General features: G+C 40.7%; 16 protein-coding genes, 2 pseudogenes and 1 riboswitch. Of the genes and pseudogenes, 14 read left to right on the forward strand and 4 right to left on the reverse strand.

Annotation, left to right across the window (positions count from 1 at the left end; genetic code table 11):
- Positions 1 to 51: 51 nt before the first annotated feature.
- From LCY76_RS02505 to LCY76_RS02525, 5 genes are all read left to right on the forward strand, one after another.
- On the forward strand, positions 52 to 318 hold the full coding sequence (locus LCY76_RS02505) for a hypothetical protein (RefSeq protein ID WP_248251318.1): 267 nt from the start codon (positions 52 to 54) through the stop codon (positions 316 to 318).
- 145 nt (positions 319 to 463) lie between these two features.
- A riboswitch (purine riboswitch) is annotated at positions 464 to 567 on the forward strand.
- Positions 568 to 705: 138 nt separating this feature from the next.
- Positions 706 to 1,587: a 5'-methylthioadenosine/S-adenosylhomocysteine nucleosidase gene (locus tag LCY76_RS02510; protein ID WP_248251319.1), complete on the forward strand. Its 882-nt coding sequence runs from the start codon at positions 706 to 708 to the stop codon at positions 1,585 to 1,587.
- 323 nt (positions 1,588 to 1,910) lie between these two features.
- Positions 1,911 to 2,300, forward strand: a complete 390-nt coding sequence (locus tag LCY76_RS02515) for a YybH family protein (RefSeq protein WP_248251320.1) — start codon at positions 1,911 to 1,913, stop codon at positions 2,298 to 2,300.
- A gap of 29 nt (positions 2,301 to 2,329) precedes the next feature.
- Positions 2,330 to 2,749, forward strand: coding sequence for a GNAT family N-acetyltransferase (locus LCY76_RS02520; RefSeq protein ID WP_248251321.1), 420 nt, complete (start codon positions 2,330 to 2,332; stop codon positions 2,747 to 2,749).
- Between the two features lie 116 nt (positions 2,750 to 2,865).
- Positions 2,866 to 3,705 carry a DUF2935 domain-containing protein gene (locus tag LCY76_RS02525; protein ID WP_248251322.1) on the forward strand — a complete coding sequence of 280 codons (840 nt, stop codon included), beginning with the start codon at positions 2,866 to 2,868 and terminating at the stop codon, positions 3,703 to 3,705.
- Positions 3,706 to 3,781: 76 nt separating this feature from the next.
- Here the strand turns inward: LCY76_RS02525 and LCY76_RS02530 are convergent, their stop codons facing one another.
- Positions 3,782 to 4,846: a DmpA family aminopeptidase gene (locus LCY76_RS02530; protein ID WP_248251323.1), complete on the reverse strand. Its 1,065-nt coding sequence runs from the start codon at positions 4,844 to 4,846 to the stop codon at positions 3,782 to 3,784.
- Positions 4,847 to 4,876: 30 nt separating this feature from the next.
- Entirely contained in the window at positions 4,877 to 5,230 is a 354-nt protein-coding gene (locus LCY76_RS02535) for a VOC family protein (RefSeq protein WP_248251324.1), read from the reverse strand.
- Positions 5,231 to 5,514: 284 nt separating this feature from the next.
- Between LCY76_RS02535 and LCY76_RS02540 the strand changes: the two genes are divergently transcribed.
- Complete coding sequence (locus tag LCY76_RS02540) at positions 5,515 to 5,958, forward strand: DinB family protein (protein WP_248251325.1); 444 nt, start codon at positions 5,515 to 5,517, stop codon at positions 5,956 to 5,958.
- A 26-nt stretch (positions 5,959 to 5,984) separates the two neighbouring features.
- Here the strand turns inward: LCY76_RS02540 and LCY76_RS02545 are convergent, their stop codons facing one another.
- Positions 5,985 to 6,368, reverse strand: coding sequence for a ribosomal maturation YjgA family protein (locus tag LCY76_RS02545; protein ID WP_419714972.1), 384 nt, complete (start codon positions 6,366 to 6,368; stop codon positions 5,985 to 5,987).
- A gap of 633 nt (positions 6,369 to 7,001) precedes the next feature.
- On the opposite strand from LCY76_RS02545, the pseudogene LCY76_RS02550 reads away from it, so the two are divergent.
- From LCY76_RS02550 to LCY76_RS02575, 7 genes and pseudogenes are all read left to right on the forward strand, one after another.
- Positions 7,002 to 7,562: pseudogene (locus LCY76_RS02550) on the forward strand (GNAT family N-acetyltransferase).
- Positions 7,563 to 7,623: 61 nt separating this feature from the next.
- Positions 7,624 to 7,761 (forward strand): annotated as a pseudogene (locus LCY76_RS24230) (DinB family protein); the annotation flags it as partial.
- 141 nt (positions 7,762 to 7,902) lie between these two features.
- Positions 7,903 to 8,745: an aldo/keto reductase gene (locus LCY76_RS02555; protein WP_419714917.1), complete on the forward strand. Its 843-nt coding sequence runs from the start codon at positions 7,903 to 7,905 to the stop codon at positions 8,743 to 8,745.
- A gap of 130 nt (positions 8,746 to 8,875) precedes the next feature.
- The gene (locus tag LCY76_RS02560; RefSeq protein WP_248251327.1) at positions 8,876 to 10,360 is read left to right on the forward strand and encodes an FTR1 family iron permease; all 1,485 of its coding nucleotides are present in this window, start codon (positions 8,876 to 8,878) and stop codon (positions 10,358 to 10,360) included.
- 2 nt (positions 10,361 to 10,362) lie between these two features.
- On the forward strand, positions 10,363 to 11,523 hold the full coding sequence (gene efeO, locus LCY76_RS02565; RefSeq protein ID WP_248251328.1) for an iron uptake system protein EfeO: 1,161 nt from the start codon (positions 10,363 to 10,365) through the stop codon (positions 11,521 to 11,523).
- A gap of 15 nt (positions 11,524 to 11,538) precedes the next feature.
- Complete coding sequence (gene efeB / locus LCY76_RS02570; protein ID WP_336606240.1) at positions 11,539 to 12,810, forward strand: iron uptake transporter deferrochelatase/peroxidase subunit; 1,272 nt, start codon at positions 11,539 to 11,541, stop codon at positions 12,808 to 12,810.
- A 48-nt stretch (positions 12,811 to 12,858) separates the two neighbouring features.
- Positions 12,859 to 13,413, forward strand: a complete 555-nt coding sequence (locus LCY76_RS02575) for a recombinase family protein (protein WP_248251329.1) — start codon at positions 12,859 to 12,861, stop codon at positions 13,411 to 13,413.
- A 111-nt stretch (positions 13,414 to 13,524) separates the two neighbouring features.
- Here LCY76_RS02575 and LCY76_RS02580 read toward each other — a convergent pair whose 3' ends face one another.
- Positions 13,525 to 14,106 (reverse strand): LOG family protein, encoded by a 582-nt coding sequence (locus tag LCY76_RS02580; RefSeq protein WP_248251330.1) that lies wholly within the window; start codon positions 14,104 to 14,106, stop codon positions 13,525 to 13,527.
- A gap of 126 nt (positions 14,107 to 14,232) precedes the next feature.
- Here LCY76_RS02580 and LCY76_RS02585 point away from each other — a divergent pair, with 126 nt between their 5' ends.
- The gene (locus LCY76_RS02585) at positions 14,233 to 15,168 is read left to right on the forward strand and encodes a phosphotransferase (protein WP_248251331.1); all 936 of its coding nucleotides are present in this window, start codon (positions 14,233 to 14,235) and stop codon (positions 15,166 to 15,168) included.
- The last annotated feature ends 3 nt before the right edge of the window (positions 15,169 to 15,171 follow it).

Consider the following 15,171-nt stretch of genomic DNA (forward strand, 5'->3'; position numbering starts at 1 on the left):
AACTACACCATAAGCTTCCTTAGAATGAAAAATACAGAAGGGGTTTTTATCATGCGGCAGATAAAATTCATGCTGAAACAATTTCTAAAGGAGCCTCTGTGGTTTAAACTGCTAATCATTGCAGCGTTACTTATTTCTATTATTTTTAGCAGTTCATATTTTTCACACCATGCTTATAATGAAAGCATCTCCAAATTAGCTGCGGCTATCTTTTTAGGTGCTTATGGAATTAAATTTAGGAGAAGTCCTGTAACTTCTATCATTTTATTTGTTGCAGCAGCTATAGGCATTTATCTGGCCATTTCAGCAGTAGTTTAGCAGTGAGGCGGTAAATATTAAAATAGTCCGCAATTGAATCAAGGAACTTAAATAGCCGGTAAAAACCGAACAATAAATTTATTAATGTAAATAAAATTCGTATTTTTATTGTAGATTGTTTAGTTGTTTGCTATATTATCAAAGTAATCTTCTATATATCATTACTCGTATATGCTCGGAAATATGGTCTGAGTGTCTCTACCTGGTTCCCATTGCAAGAACTGGACTACGGGTTAAAGTATTCGATTTTTTAGCTTTTTTCAGCTGATTTCATTTTGTATACTTTGACTTTCGCCGGTCCAGTGGGTAGAACGTATTCTACCTGTCTGGACTTTTTTCTTTGGGCCAGATCTTCGAGTATATCAAACCACTAGGAGGATCATGGATATGAAAAAGATGAAAACAAAATACGCTCTATTAGCGGTGGTTACAGCACTGTTACTTGGGGCAGCTGCAGGATGGAGATCTGATTCACCGAATGAAACAGTACAAGCCAAGTCTCATCATAAGCCGATTGTTATTCAAGGACCGATGCCGATTGAAGCTGAAAAATTTGCGCAAAAGCTAAAGAATGTGAAAGTGGAAAAATCAGGCACTTTTGTTTTTTATAAAGGTACGCTTAACCATTATCCCGTAATCGTGGCAAAAACAGGCAAGGGAATGGAAAATACAGCAGCCGCTACATCGATCGCTATCGAAAAATATCATCCAATTGCCATCATCAATCAAGGAACATCAGGCGGTCATGATCCAGAACTGAATGTTTTTGATATTGTGTTAGGAAAACAAACAGTAAATCTCGGCTCTTTAAGAACAGGGGAGAAGGGTGAAGGCGAGGGAATGGATCCTGCAGCATGGAAGCCGATGGATCTTATGGCTTCTGAAGGAAGTGCAGGAGAAGATCCGAATGCTGAAAAACCTCGTTTCTACGCAGGGAATAAGGATTTGCTCGAAGCAGCTAATGAAGTTAAAGATAAATACACCAAGGGTAAGGTTGTAGAAGGTACGATAGGTTCGGCAGACGTTTGGAATAATGAAGTGGATCGAATTAAATGGTTCCATTCAAAGTACGGTACATCGGTGGAAGAAATGGAAGGTGCTTCAGCGGCACAAATGGCCCAGGCCTATAATGTACCATTCTTGGGAATCCGAGTATTGTCCAATAATAAAACAAATGGCGGTAAATACAACCCCAATACAGCAGAAGCATGTCAAAACTATGTTTATCAAGTAGTTGAAAAATATATTTCTGAGATACCTAACAAATAATAGGTTCCAAAGGGGCTGTCCAAGAAGTCTGTAAGCTGTTGATTTCCGTTCCAGGCTGCTCGCTTTCCGCGGGGCGTGCGGTGAGCCTCTTGGTGCAAGCACCGGCGGGAGTCTCACCTGTCACGCTAGTCCCGCAGGAGTCTCGCATCTTCCACTTCAATTAACTTTTCATTGAAGATTTTTCAAGCCAAAAAGGGGCTGCCTGAAGGTCAATTTTCGACTTTCTGGACAGCCTCTTTTTATATGAACTAAAAGGAAAGTTAAATAAACATGTGTAATACAGATAGTAATATGATGTGCAGCAAAGCTGGGAGGAATATAGTATGGAACATGATTTAAAAGAGTTAATTAATAAGTGTGACTTGGCAATAAAGAAGGAAGATCTTGATACGCTGATGAACTACTATACTGATGATGCAGTTCTGGTTGTAAAGCCAGGAATGATTGCACGAGGTAAAGTAGAAATCAAAAAAGCATTTATTGCCATTGCAGAGTATTTTAATAACAGTATTGTACCAACGCAGGGGGAGATGACTATTTTAGAGGCTGGGGATACTGCGTTAGTTATTTCCCAAACGTTGCTTGCTGCCGATAAAAATGATTCCGAATATTCCATGGATAGAAGAGCAACATACGTGTTTAAGAAAAATTCAAACGGCGAATGGCTTTGTGCAATTGATAACTCATATGGTACTGACTTAATTAATAAATAGAGTTTTCAACGATCACGGAGGAAGTGGAAATGAAAATAACGCAGCAATGGAATCAAGAAGATAGTGATTATATTCGTAAAAAGGTTATTGAATATAATTTGTCAAAAATGCCTGATGAGACCATACCTCCCGTCAAAAACATTAGCTTTATCCTTAGAGGTGAAGATGGAAGCATTTTAGGGGGTATAACAGGAAAAATATCTTCGTCACTTATAGTAGATTACTTATGGGTGGATGAATCACTAAGGGGTAAAGGATATGGGAAAGAGCTATTAAAGCGTTTAGAGGAAATGGCGAGAGAGAATCATTGCAGACTGGTACAGCTGTTTACATTCAGCTTTCAAGCTCCGGATTTTTATCAAAAGAATGGATATGAAATTGTAGGTGTAGTTCAAGAAAATCCTACTAAGGAACATCAGCAGTATTATTTAATGAAGAGACTCACTTAAACAAATAAAATGAAAATAGGCTGCCGAATCAGGCAGCTTATTTTCATTGAAGGTATTTTTATTTGAATTTATTAATAAAGATAGAATAGACGTTGTATTTACTGGGAGGGTTAGGAATGAATGGAGATGAAGCTATATTACATCCTGATACGGGTGTAACTTCTGTGATTTTTGTTGAGCGATCATTAAATGAAATTCGTTTTTGGTCTAGAATCATGAAAGAACATTCTTTATTTCTCCGATTGGGTTTTAGAGCGGAGGATACTCAATTAATCAATGAGGCTAATCAATTTTACCGATTGTTCGAACGCATCGAACAAACCTCACATTCCTTTACAAATCAAACAGATCCTGAGCAAATTAAAAGATTTAATACAGAAGTACAACAGGCTGCAACCAATATTTTCGGATTTAAACGAAAAATACTGGGATTGATTCTTACATGTAAATTGCCAGGGGCAAATAATTTCCCCCTGTTAGTGGATCATACAAGCAGGGAAGCGAATTATTTTAGAAAACGATTAGGTGAATTAAATGAAGGGAAATTGAAACCTCTTCCTGATGCCATTATAAAAGAAAATGTCTTCTTCTTAAGGATTATGGCAGACCATGCTAAATTTATTGGTCATCTGCTGGATCCGTCCGAAAGGAAGCTAATTGATATCGCCCGAAATTTCAGCAATGATTTTGATCAATTGATGTATCAAGCCAGGGACCTAGAATCGATGAAGCCACAATCTCAAACGGTTCCTCTTCTGGATCAATTCCTGGATCAGAATCGTGTGTCGGTCTCATCTCTTCGGGACTTCAAGAAAACGGCACGTGATTTAATTGAGCAATGTAAAATAAAGAGTATCATTCATCCGCTATTAGCAGACCATGTTTTCCGTGAAGCTGATCGATTCCTTGAAATAATAGACATGTTCGATGCTCATCTTACAAGCGGCACCCCATAATCAAAATAATTGTCCATAAGCTGAGGAGCTAACAATTTATTGTTAGCTCCTTTTTATTGAGCCCTTTGGCTTCACGTTACGCCAATCTAATATTAAATTCCTGAATTAAATCTTTAAAAGCAGGCCTTTCATTTCCATCTCTTCCGACGACATGCGTGGCTGTCACTAAAGAATTTAATACGGACTCTTCAACAGCCTCCCCAACGGCCCGAAAAGCCGTATCCATCTCTTCCTCATGAATCGCAGGAATGCTTAAACAGTGGTTTGGGTTGTCATGAGGGATTTTAGTGGCGGTTGAAAAACCAATAATAACTTCTCCGCTGCCATGCGTAATGATGGACCCTGTCCGTGATAGGCCGGCAACCGACCGCTTGATGATGCGATTGAGCTGACGTTCTGAAACCGGCAGATCCGTGGCAACAATGATCATAATCGATCCTTTATCCTTTTCCTCCCAAGATCGGAGCAGCTCTTCTTTCAGCTCTTGCCCAATCGCCCTGCCATTCATCATGAGATCACTTAAAATACCAAAGTTCGATAGGACGAGCACCCCAATGGTGTACTCTCCATGAGCCAATTGAAACTGTCTTGAGGCAGTGCCGATTCCTCCTTTTAAGGAATAACAAAGCATGCCCGTTCCCGCTCCGACACTTCCTTCCTCAAATTCAGTTGAAGCGTTATGTATGGCTTGAAAAACATGTTCCTTCTCAATAAATTGAGCTCTTACATCATTGAGGAACATATCATTGCATTCCCCGATGACGGGATTGACCGTCCCAGTCGATCGGCCGATTTCCGGGTTCTGCTCCAGCATGTATTGAATCAAGGCATCTGCAGCTGTACCGATACTTAAGGTGTTTGTTAAAATGATAGGCGTTTCTAACACACCCAACTCTTGCATTTGAATGGTACCCATCGTTTTTCCAAAGCCATTGATAATATGGCTTGATGCTATCAGTTTTTCCTTAAACGTGTTGCCAGTGTGAGGGAGGATGGCTGTTACTCCCGTTTGCATGCTCTGATCACTAAGTGTTACGTGGCCGACTGTAACGCCTTCGACATCGGTAATTGCGTTGTAGCGTCCGGTTTCTAAGCATCCTATTTTAATACCATAATCGCGTATTCTTTTTTGGTGACGCATTGAAAAGATCACCTTCCATCGTTATTGTTATCAACACTTACAAATCATGAGATGATTTCCATCAGGGTCTCTAAAATTAAAATAGTGATGATGTTCAATTCCAGTGATTAAATCAACCTTCTTTTTTTTCATAAACTGATAGGCTTCTTCAATATTTTCTGTATTGAAATGAAATAAGGGGGTTTTTACGATATTTTCTTCTGAAAAAATCTTGCTGTCTAATACAATCCCTGTACCATTCATAGGTATGACATAAATATGACCGAACTGTATTTCTCCATCTGCTTGTAACCCTAAAATGTCACAATACCAATCTCGAGCTTGTTCGATGTTGCTTACTGGAATAAAGACCGTTCCTATTTGAGTTAAAACAGGACTATTCAAAAAAATTCCTCCTAATTATTTTCTGGTACCCTTATCTATTACATTCACTTTTTAATATAACTATCCTGTCTGTTATTTGGACATTTTACATAATAATCCTAGGAAAAGTTTAATGCATTGCCTGAGGATAAGAAGCCGCAAACCTATGTTATCCCCGATCATGAAAGCGAGTTTATTAAACAGGCCTGTTTATTTATCATCAAGAAGGACTATAGCCTCTTCATGCAGAAAAGAGTAGGAAAAATTTCTGACCCTTTGTTTAGAGAAATGATGGAGGATGTTAAATGAATAAGTTAGTGTCTGAGCTAGAAAGTAATCTATCTTCAATGCCGAAAAGAATTAAAACAATTTCGGATCTCGAGGCCAAACCTCTGCCGTCCAAATGGTCTAAAAAAGAAATTCTTGGACACCTTTGTGATTCGGGTAATGTGAACCACCAGCGCTTTGTTGATATCATCGCCTCAACTCAAGTGGTTACCCTGAAGAGTTATAATCAGGACTTTTTTGTGGAGATTCATGACTATCAGCATTCATTTACTGTTGAAGACATTCTTCAGCTATGGATTTCAATCAATAAACAGATCGCAGCACTTCTTGTGAATGTTTCGGAGGAACAATGGAAGCTTGAATGTAAAGTAGATGCACAAAACATTCAAACGTTAGAGTGGCTGGTAAGGGATTATATTGATCATATGAACCATCATCTTGGACAAATTTTGGCGGATTGAATGAGCCCTGCCCTGAAATTGGCGATTTATTTGCGGAGAGTGAACATAAGTGTCATTTTATCCAAGATAGTGGCAATCAGGATTCCTGCTGTGTACCGAATCAGATCTACAATAAGAAAACCTTTGCCCAGGATCAATGCTCCGAGCAATGTATCACGAATAGGCTTGATCCAGTTTTCCTGATACAGCTGACTGAATTCAATGCCGAAGCTGAATAAAAAACTGAGCCATAAAGATGTGTGCAGGCTTTTACGCACCAGTAATAAACGGAATCCGAAATAGACCATCATGGCCCATAGCATATCTCCGGCGTTCTGCGCTGCAACTAACGGAAAAAGATGGCTCCACTTCCTGGAGGCGAGCCCTAAAAAAATGGTGATACCAACAGCTATACTATAAGCTATCCTCATTTTACGGTAATGCGGTTTTATCGTTTCCTTTTTAGTAGTCAATCGAATCCCTCTTTACCATGATATTGATATTCATTGTACTATAAAGGTTCATTCGTAAATGAAAGTAGAGCAATCTTTTGTGTAGGGAGTGCTGAATCCGCCCGTTTTTACCAGCAAAGTCGACACGCCATATTTTTTATTTTCAAATTACAGTTTTTATGTTCAAAAACGCCGATTTATGTTCAAAAAATCTGATTTATGTTCAAAATCAACTCATTTATTTTCAAACGGTTTATACTCGACACCATACGACAGGATTCAACGTGTTTATTTACAACATGGTAAATAAAGGATATAATCTAAAAAATCAAATGTTGATATAAGCGTTGGAGAGAAAAGTAGTTAGGAAATGAGTATTTTCAGAGAGCTCCTATTTGCTGAGAAGGAGCAATATTCGTCTTAACGGAAAAAGCCTCGGAGTTGAGATAGGGTATGGAAGTACCTGAAGAGGTTGATATGGTGACATATGAACAAACTGAGGTGGTACCACGATGCTGCAACTCTCGTCCTCAAGGTCTTTTTGATCTTGGGGGAGGGAGTTTTTTTAGTTCTAGAAGAAAGATGAAAAATAATGAAACGAGGGGTATTGCCATGAATCCGATATTAATGGAGTTCCAACTCAATTGGAAACTGAAAGACTGATCCTTAGAGCTCCTTTACGTTCTGGAGATGGAAAGATCGTCAATCAAGCCATAAAAGCATCTTATCAAGAATTAAAAGCGTGGCTGCCATTTGCTCAGACCCTTCCTGCTGTAGAAGAAACAGAAATTAACTTGAGGGAGGCCCATATCAACTTCCTAAAAAGAGAGAACTTTCGTTTCCTGATTTTCCACATGGTATCCAATGATTTTATAGGAACCACCAGTCTTCAAAGCATCGATTGGACTATTCCAAAATGCGAAATAGGATACTGGATCAATACCAAATTCAGTGCCATGGCTATATGACAGAAGCTGTAAAGAAATTGACGGACTTGGTATGGAACAGCTGCAATTTAAAAGAATTGAAATCAGATGTGAGTCTACAAATACGAGAAGCCGTTCTATACCTGAAAAATTAGGCTTTCCATTAGAGGGCATTCTCAAAAACGATGATTTATCTGCAGATGGAACCAGACTGACTGATACTTGTGTTTATGCGAAAACGAGTTGAGCAGGTACAGGATATTGCTGAAGAAGGAAGAAATGAATGCTGTGAGCTAAAGGATTAAACGTTAAACGATACGGTTGAATATGAAGGCAACCAAGCAACCATACAATGGAGCTTGTGGCATATAGCGGATCATAACAGATATCATCAAGCGCATATTAACCAGCTGCTTACATGGTTTCATTATCATAAAAGGGGATAATGCTTTTTTTGACAGGTACCAAAAAGTAATCAAAGAACTTAATAGTTCCTACGTCACTTTAAAGTGCGTACTTCTCTTTCTCCTGTAAATATTCAATAATTAACTTGTTTGATTGGCTCTTAAACAAGGGGAGGAAAAACAGTGGCAAATCATTTACAGGATACAACCACTTTGCATAATGGAGTAAAAATGCCATGGTTTGGATTAGGGGTATTTAAAGTTGAAGAGGGGCCGGAGCTTGTTAATGCAGTAAAAGCAGCCATTCGGCATGGCTATCGCAGCATTGACACAGCAGCCATATATGAGAATGAAGAAGGAGTCGGAAAAGGGATTCAAGAGGGTTTAGCTGAAAGCGGCGTTGAAAGGCGAGACCTATTTGTAACATCAAAAGTCTGGAATGCTGATTTAGGCTATGAATCAACAATAGCGGCTTATGAAGAGAGCTTACGGAAGCTTGGTCTGGAATATCTCGATCTTTACCTCATCCACTGGCCTGTTGAAGGCAAGTATAAAGATGCTTGGAGAGCTCTTGAAACATTATATAAAGAGGGCAGAGTCAAGGCGATAGGGGTAAGTAATTTTCAAATCCATCATCTTAAAGATGTGATGAAAGATGCTGAAATAAAACCGATGATCAATCAAGTTGAATATCATCCGAAATTGAGCCAAAAGGAGCTTCAGGAGTTTTGTAAAGCACAGGGTATTCAAATGGAGGCCTGGTCTCCGCTCATGCAGGGGCAGCTTCTGGATCATCCTGTTCTAAAGGAGATTGCAGATCATCATAACAAGTCTGTTGCCCAAGTTATTTTACGCTGGGATCTGCAAAACGGGGTGGTTACAATTCCTAAGTCAACCAAGGAAAATCGTCTCGCAGAAAACTCAAAGGTCTTTGATTTCCGGTTAACAGATCACGAAATGAACCGGATCAATGATTTGAATGAAAACTTGCGGGTAGGTCCGAATCCTGATAATTTTGATTTTTAATATTCGATATTGGTTTGAAAAGACGCGAAAATTCGCGTCTTTTTTTATGCCAAAGGTTATTGACAAAGCGGGCTTTTGAAAAGATAATTAATAATGATAATTATTATCAATTAGGTTAGGGGAATTATTGATGATTAGAAGAAGTCTCTCTATCTTTATTTTCGCCTTTTTTTTACTGGTGGGAGCACCCTTTCATGTTGTGGCTAAGGAAAGCAGCTCTCAAGTCAAAGTGTCTCATACCATTCCTTACATAGATGCTTCTATTGATGCGGTAAAACAAAAGGACTTCAATCAGGCTGAAAAGTCTTTTAATATGTTTAAAGAAAAATGGGCCCGGGCAGAAGGAGAGATCCGCAGTGAAAATTTGAGCGGATATGGAAAAATTAAAACGAAAATGGCAGCTGTTTCCGTAGCGTTGTTGAATGAAGATCAAAAGAAATCAGAAGAATCTCTTCAAATGCTAAAGGTGCTGCTTAAGCAATATAAAGAAGGACAGCTAACCAATTCATCAGCCAAAACATCATCCAAAAACGTAAGTATCTCTGCGTATTTACTAAAAATTAAAGAAGCGAAACAATCTCTTGATGAAGGAGATCAGGCCCAATCAAAAGCTCAGGTTGAGGAGTTGAAATCTCTTTGGCTCAGCGTAGAAGGAAACGTAGTAGGGCAATCCCAAAAAGTATATAACAACTCCGAGCGGAGGCTGGTTCTGCTTGCCTCTTCTGTCGATGACCCGAGTGAAAACAAGAAATCCATTCAAATGCTGGATGACATGCAGAAGGACCTGGGGCCACTTGCGAATTCTTCATATGGCATGTGGGATGCAGCAATGATTCCGCTTCGGGAAGGCCTTGAAGCCTTACTTGTGATCGGTGCACTGTTAACTTTTACAAAACGAAGAGAAGAAAATAAAGGGGCTCTTTATGTCTGGAGCGGTACGATAACAGGAATCGCTGCCAGCTTGGGGGTGGGCTTCCTCGTAAGCTATGTGCTGAGTTCAGCTGCTTTCGGCCAGAATAATTTTCTCATTAATGGCTGGTCTGGGGTCATCGCCAGTCTCATGCTGCTTTACGTCAGTTACTGGCTGCACAGAAATACAAATGTGAACCGCTGGAACTCCTTAATGAAGGCAGAAACAGAAAAAGCCGTAAGCGGAGGCAGACTTATCTCTCTCGGTATATTGGCATTCCTGGCAGTTCTCCGTGAAGGGATTGAAACCGTTATTTTCTTAATCGGCATGGCGAACCAAATGTCCTTGACCTCATTAATCACAGGAATCACAGTCGGATTTGGAATTCTGGCAGTCATTGGAGTATGCATGCTGAAGCTAAGCGTTCGATTGCCGCTAAAGCCTTTCTTCATGGTATCCAGTATGATCGTTTTTTATTTATGCTTAAAATTTATGGGATCTGGCATACACAGCTTGCAGCTCTCAGGGTTCATGCCATCAACGACCGCTGAATTCATTCCTACCATCCAGTCAATTGGTGTGTATCCGTCCTTGTACAGTACGATGCCGCAGATTATCATACTCAGCATTGCTATCATTGTCATTTTTACACAGCAGTTTAAAAAGAAAAAATACAACCATAAACGGCAGCAGGAGGCCAGCTAATCATGAAATTATCCAAATCCATTATCCATACCGCACTGACCCTTTCTTTAATCACAGTACCTGTTATTTCGGGCTGCAGCAATGACGCGGCATCATCCGGTGAACATAAAAAAGCATCATCATCCAAGAAAAACGAACTGAAATCCCAGGTGAAGGAAATGCAGACGTCACTCCATAATCTACAGGATTCCCTAAAAGATAAGAATGAAAATCAAGTAAAAGAATACGGCAAACGCCTTAATAAGCAATGGTTATCCTATGAGAACAGCATCCGGGAAAAGTACCCGCTGCTGTATACGGATACTGAAAAATACTTGCTCCCTTTGTATGCTGAAGTAACAAAAGATAACTATAGCAGCGGCAAGGTTCAGCAGCTAAGCGTGGACTTGGATCGTTCTCTGACAAACCTTGAAAAAGCAAAAGAAACAACACAGAAAACGACAGAAGTATTGGATACAGCAGTAAAGAAATATAAAGCTTATGTGGATGAACAGACAGAGGAACTCGTTAAATCAACTGCCGTCTTTACAGATGCAGTAAAAGCGAACGACACACAAAAAGCGAAAGAGGCTTATGCCGAAGCTCGTGTTTACTATGAGAGAATCGAACCGATTGCTGAGAGTTTCGGTGATCTTGATCCAAAAATTGACGCTCGTGAGAACGATGTTGAAGGTGAGTGGACAGGTTTCCATAGAATTGAAAAAGCCTTATGGAAAGACGGCAGCATAAAAAATATGAAGAAATATGCAGACCAGCTTGATCAAGATGTTGCAGAGCTGCAGAAAAAGATTCAGGATGTCAAATTGAATCCGACTCAGATTGTTGCAGGATCCATGGAGCTTCTGAATGAAGCCGCGATTTCCAAGGTAACGGGAGAAGAAGAGCGTTATTCGCATATTGACCTGGTCGACCTTGCTTCCAACGTGGAAGGTTCTCAGGCGGTATATCATGCGGTTCTCCCAGTTCTTAATGAAAAAAACAAGGACTTGGCACAAGACTTGGATACTGAATTTAATAAGATTACAGCCTTGCTGGAAGAGCATAAGAAAAGTGGAGCTTACTTGAATTATATGAAGCTCACCAAGCCGCAGGTTCGTGAACTGAGCCAGCAATTAAACACGTTATCTGAATCCATGGCACAAACGGCTGAAATTTTTCAATAGATTAGGAGAATCAAAGTGAAAAAACAAGAAGACCAAACGGTAGAGGAACAAGAAGAACCTAAACATTATTCAAGAAGGGACATGCTGAAAATGTCTCTTCTGGCCGGGGCTGGAGTTGCCATCAGTGCGAGTGGCATCGGTGCCGTCACCACCATGACAAATGTATTTGGGGAAACCACGAAAAAATCAGGGTCTTCTGCCGAAAAGGAAAGCGTTCCGTTTTACGGTAAGCATCAGGCTGGTATTGTGACACCGCAGCAAACCTATGCTTATTTGGCTGCCTTTGATTTTACAACGAATTCTAAAAGTGATGTTATCCGGCTGTTGAAGGAGTGGACGGTTCTTAGCGAGTACATGAGCCAGGGCAAGGCAGAACAGAATTTTAACAATGACTGGCTTCCTCCAAAAGACACCGGCGAGGCTCTGGACCTTCCTCCTTCCCGTTTAACGATGACCTTTGGTTTTGGACCTTCTTTTTTCAGTAAAAAGGGAATCGACCGGTTTGGAGTAAAGAGTAAAGCGCCTAAGCATCTCAGGGACATTCCGGCCATGCCGAGGGATAATCTCCAAGAACCATTTATTGGCGGGGATTTGTGTTTGCAGGTTTGTGCCGAAGATCAGCAGGTAGCTTTCCATGCCATCCGGAATTTTATTAAAACAGCAGTGGGTAAAGCCGAGGTCAGGTGGATGCAGTCAGGATTCATCAGTGCCAAGCATGGAAAAACCCCGCGCAATCTTTTCGGATTCAAGGATGGAACCGCGAATGCAGGGCCGAAGGATACAAAAGCCCATAATCAGACTGTCTGGGCAGGACAAGGCGAGCCAGTGTGGATGCACGGCGGTTCATATATGGCCTTCCGTAAGATTAAGATGTTTCTTGAAGTCTGGGACCGTTCTTCTCTTAAAGACCAGGAGGACACGTTCGGACGAAAGAAGGAGAGCGGTGCTCCATATGGTAAGATAAACGAGCATGATAAAGTGAATCCGATGCAAATGCCTCCTGACGCTCATACAGCGATCGCCAAACGATCAGGCCAGCAAATGTACCGCCGGGCTTATTCCTACACGGATGGAGTGGATTCCAAAACGGGTTACGTTGATGCGGGCCTAATGTTTATCAGCTATCAAAAAAATCCGGACGAACAATTTGTACCAATGCTTAAAATGATGTCAAAGGCAGACAAGCTCAACGAGTATACCCAGCATATCGGAAGTGCGTTGTTTGCCGTTCCCAGAGGGATTAAAAAGGGTGAATATATTGGACAACCTCTTTTTAGCAGCTTTTAAGAAAAGAAAGAACCCGATGAATACCAAAATTGAAGGCAGGTAACCCAAGTGTTGTACGGTTTTGCAAAATGCAGTGTAGATGACCCGAACGGTGAGCAGCAAGTAAAGTCATTAATAGAATATGGTGTACAGAAGGGTAATCTCTACCTGCAGCAGAGTGAAACAGAAGTTACGACTCCTCGTGTGTTTTACAAACTTTTTCCTCAGGTGAAAAAAGGGGATACGGTGGTGGTTCATAGATTTAGCAGTATCAGCCAAGACACCACTTTCTTCATCAACCTCATCAGCAGTTTTCAATCGAAGGGCATTCATTTTACCTCTTTAAGTGAATCCGTTGATACTGCTGCCTCTGAAGGCCAGGTGATATTCAGGCTGTTTCAGGGACTGGCACAATTAACTCAGGACGGAGTTACGGAAAAAATAAAGTCAAGTGTCAGCCTGGCAAAAGTAAGAACGGGTGGCAGACCTAAAGTGGATCCCGTCATGCTGGAACTGGCATTGAATATGTATTTCGATGAAGACAACCCCTGTTCAATTCATGAAATAGTACAGAAAACTGGGGTAAGCAGGGCTACATTCTACCGGTATCTAAACAGAAAGTGAAGCATGTTCCTGGAAGTACATTTAAAAACAGTGCATCATATCCGTATTTTTCGGATGATGCACTGTTTTTTTATCTTTCATATCTCTTTTGCTGTGTCCTGATCCCGACATTTACGTTTGATCTTCGGTAAGGTATGTTTTTACGGCTGGCGGTTCATAGTTGCTGAATTGATTCAGGAGGTCTTGTGGATTGGGAGCTGTTAGTGCCATCTCACGGTACTTTTCTTGCATAAATCCTTCGGCCGTCATGTGGTTAAACAAGGAGATCAGAGGATCGAAATAGTGATTGATATTCAACAGACCGCAAGGCTTTTGATGTAAGCCTAATTGTGCCCACGTGAAAATCTCAAAGAATTCTTCCATGGTTCCTGGTCCGCCGGGTAAAACGATGAACCCGTCCGCCAATTCAGCCATTCTTGCTTTTCTTTCATGCATGGAATCTACCACGATAAGATTGGTTAAGTTCTTATGGGAGATTTCTCTTTTTTTCAGAAAGTCTGGCATGATTCCGGTTACTTGTCCACCATGCTGCAGTACGGAATCAGCAACGGCTCCCATCACGCCTACACTTGCCCCGCCATACACGAGTCCGATGTTGCGTCCGGCCAGTTCTTTCCCCAGTTTCGCAGCTTCTTTAACATAGATTTCCGATACACCATTGCTTGAGCCACAGAATACAGCTAGATTTTTCAAATGAATCTCCTCCTTTTATCTGCAGTTAAAATTATATCAGTTCCTTGGGCTGCTAACAGGAAGGAGATTTTCACCCCTCTTGACGAATACACGTAAGTGGAAAATAAAGGTGGAGGTTTTTTAAGAATGAAGTTAGATTGGGTGAGATCAAGGATAAGATCGCTTTCGACTGCTGAAAAAATGAAGCATATTCCTAAAGGCTATTCTGGAGATCAGAAATACGCTGTAACATTAAAGGACGGCAATAAGGTTTTATTGAGGATTGCCGCTATAGGGGATTATGAAAGGAAAAAATCCGAGTTCCAGCTGTTAAGCAAAATCATGAGGTATCCCGTTCAGACACCGGAGCCTATTGAAATAGGAAAGCTGGAGGAGATGAACCTCTGCTTTTATGTCCTCTCCTTCATCGAGGGAGAGGAGGCGAATGAGGTCTTACCTCATTTAACTGAAAAGGAGCAATATGAGATTGGTGCAAGAGCGGGGAAAGAGCTGAGAATCATGCACCAGTATCCTGCGTCCGAGGAGATTGAGACTTGGTATGAAAGAGTGATGAGCAAGTACTATCGATATGTGGACGCCTATAAGACATGCGGTGTCAAAGTAAAAAATGAGGAGAAAATCTTCGCGTTTATCAACAAGAATAAACATTACTTAAAAAGTCGCCCCAACCGTTTTCAGCATGACGATTTCCATCCAAGCAACCTTATTGTGAAGAACAAACAATACGCTGGAGCCATTGATTTTAACCGCTTTGATTGGGGCGACCCTTATCATGACTTCTGTAAGGTCGGTTTATTCAGTAAAGAGGTGAGTGTTCCGTTTTCCATTGGACAAATCAATGGATATTTTGAGAATAAGATCCCTGAGGATTTTTGGATAATTTACTCTCTTTATATGGCTATGAATGTTATGTCTGCCATCGTATGGACGATCAGGGTCACACCAGATCAAATCGATGAAATGGCAGACCGATTACACCAGGTGCTGGAGGATCATCAAGATTTTAAAGTGCTGGAGCCGAAATGGTATACAGCTCATTCCTTCTCGGTTAATCAGGTATGAACT

The organism is Fictibacillus marinisediminis, assembly GCF_023149135.1.
Lineage (GTDB): Bacteria > Bacillota > Bacilli > Bacillales > Fictibacillaceae > Fictibacillus_C > Fictibacillus_C marinisediminis.

What these genes read in the sequence shown, in the direction of transcription:
- LCY76_RS02505 (WP_248251318.1), top strand. Translation starts at nt 52, where the DNA reads ATGCGGCAGATAAAATTCATGCTGAAACAATTTCTAAAGGAGCCTCTG.
- LCY76_RS02510 (WP_248251319.1), top strand. Translation starts at nt 706, where the DNA reads ATGAAAAAGATGAAAACAAAATACGCTCTATTAGCGGTGGTTACAGCA.
- LCY76_RS02515 (WP_248251320.1), top strand. Translation starts at nt 1,911, where the DNA reads ATGGAACATGATTTAAAAGAGTTAATTAATAAGTGTGACTTGGCAATA.
- LCY76_RS02520 (WP_248251321.1), top strand. Translation starts at nt 2,330, where the DNA reads ATGAAAATAACGCAGCAATGGAATCAAGAAGATAGTGATTATATTCGT.
- LCY76_RS02525 (WP_248251322.1), top strand. Translation starts at nt 2,866, where the DNA reads ATGAATGGAGATGAAGCTATATTACATCCTGATACGGGTGTAACTTCT.
- LCY76_RS02530 (WP_248251323.1), bottom strand. Translation starts at nt 4,846, where the DNA reads ATGCGTCACCAAAAAAGAATACGCGATTATGGTATTAAAATAGGATGC.
- LCY76_RS02540 (WP_248251325.1), top strand. Translation starts at nt 5,515, where the DNA reads ATGAATAAGTTAGTGTCTGAGCTAGAAAGTAATCTATCTTCAATGCCG.
- LCY76_RS02545 (WP_419714972.1), bottom strand. Translation starts at nt 6,368, where the DNA reads ATGAGGATAGCTTATAGTATAGCTGTTGGTATCACCATTTTTTTAGGG.
- LCY76_RS02560 (WP_248251327.1), top strand. Translation starts at nt 8,876, where the DNA reads ATGATTAGAAGAAGTCTCTCTATCTTTATTTTCGCCTTTTTTTTACTG.
- efeO (WP_248251328.1), top strand. Translation starts at nt 10,363, where the DNA reads ATGAAATTATCCAAATCCATTATCCATACCGCACTGACCCTTTCTTTA.
- LCY76_RS02585 (WP_248251331.1), top strand. Translation starts at nt 14,233, where the DNA reads ATGAAGTTAGATTGGGTGAGATCAAGGATAAGATCGCTTTCGACTGCT.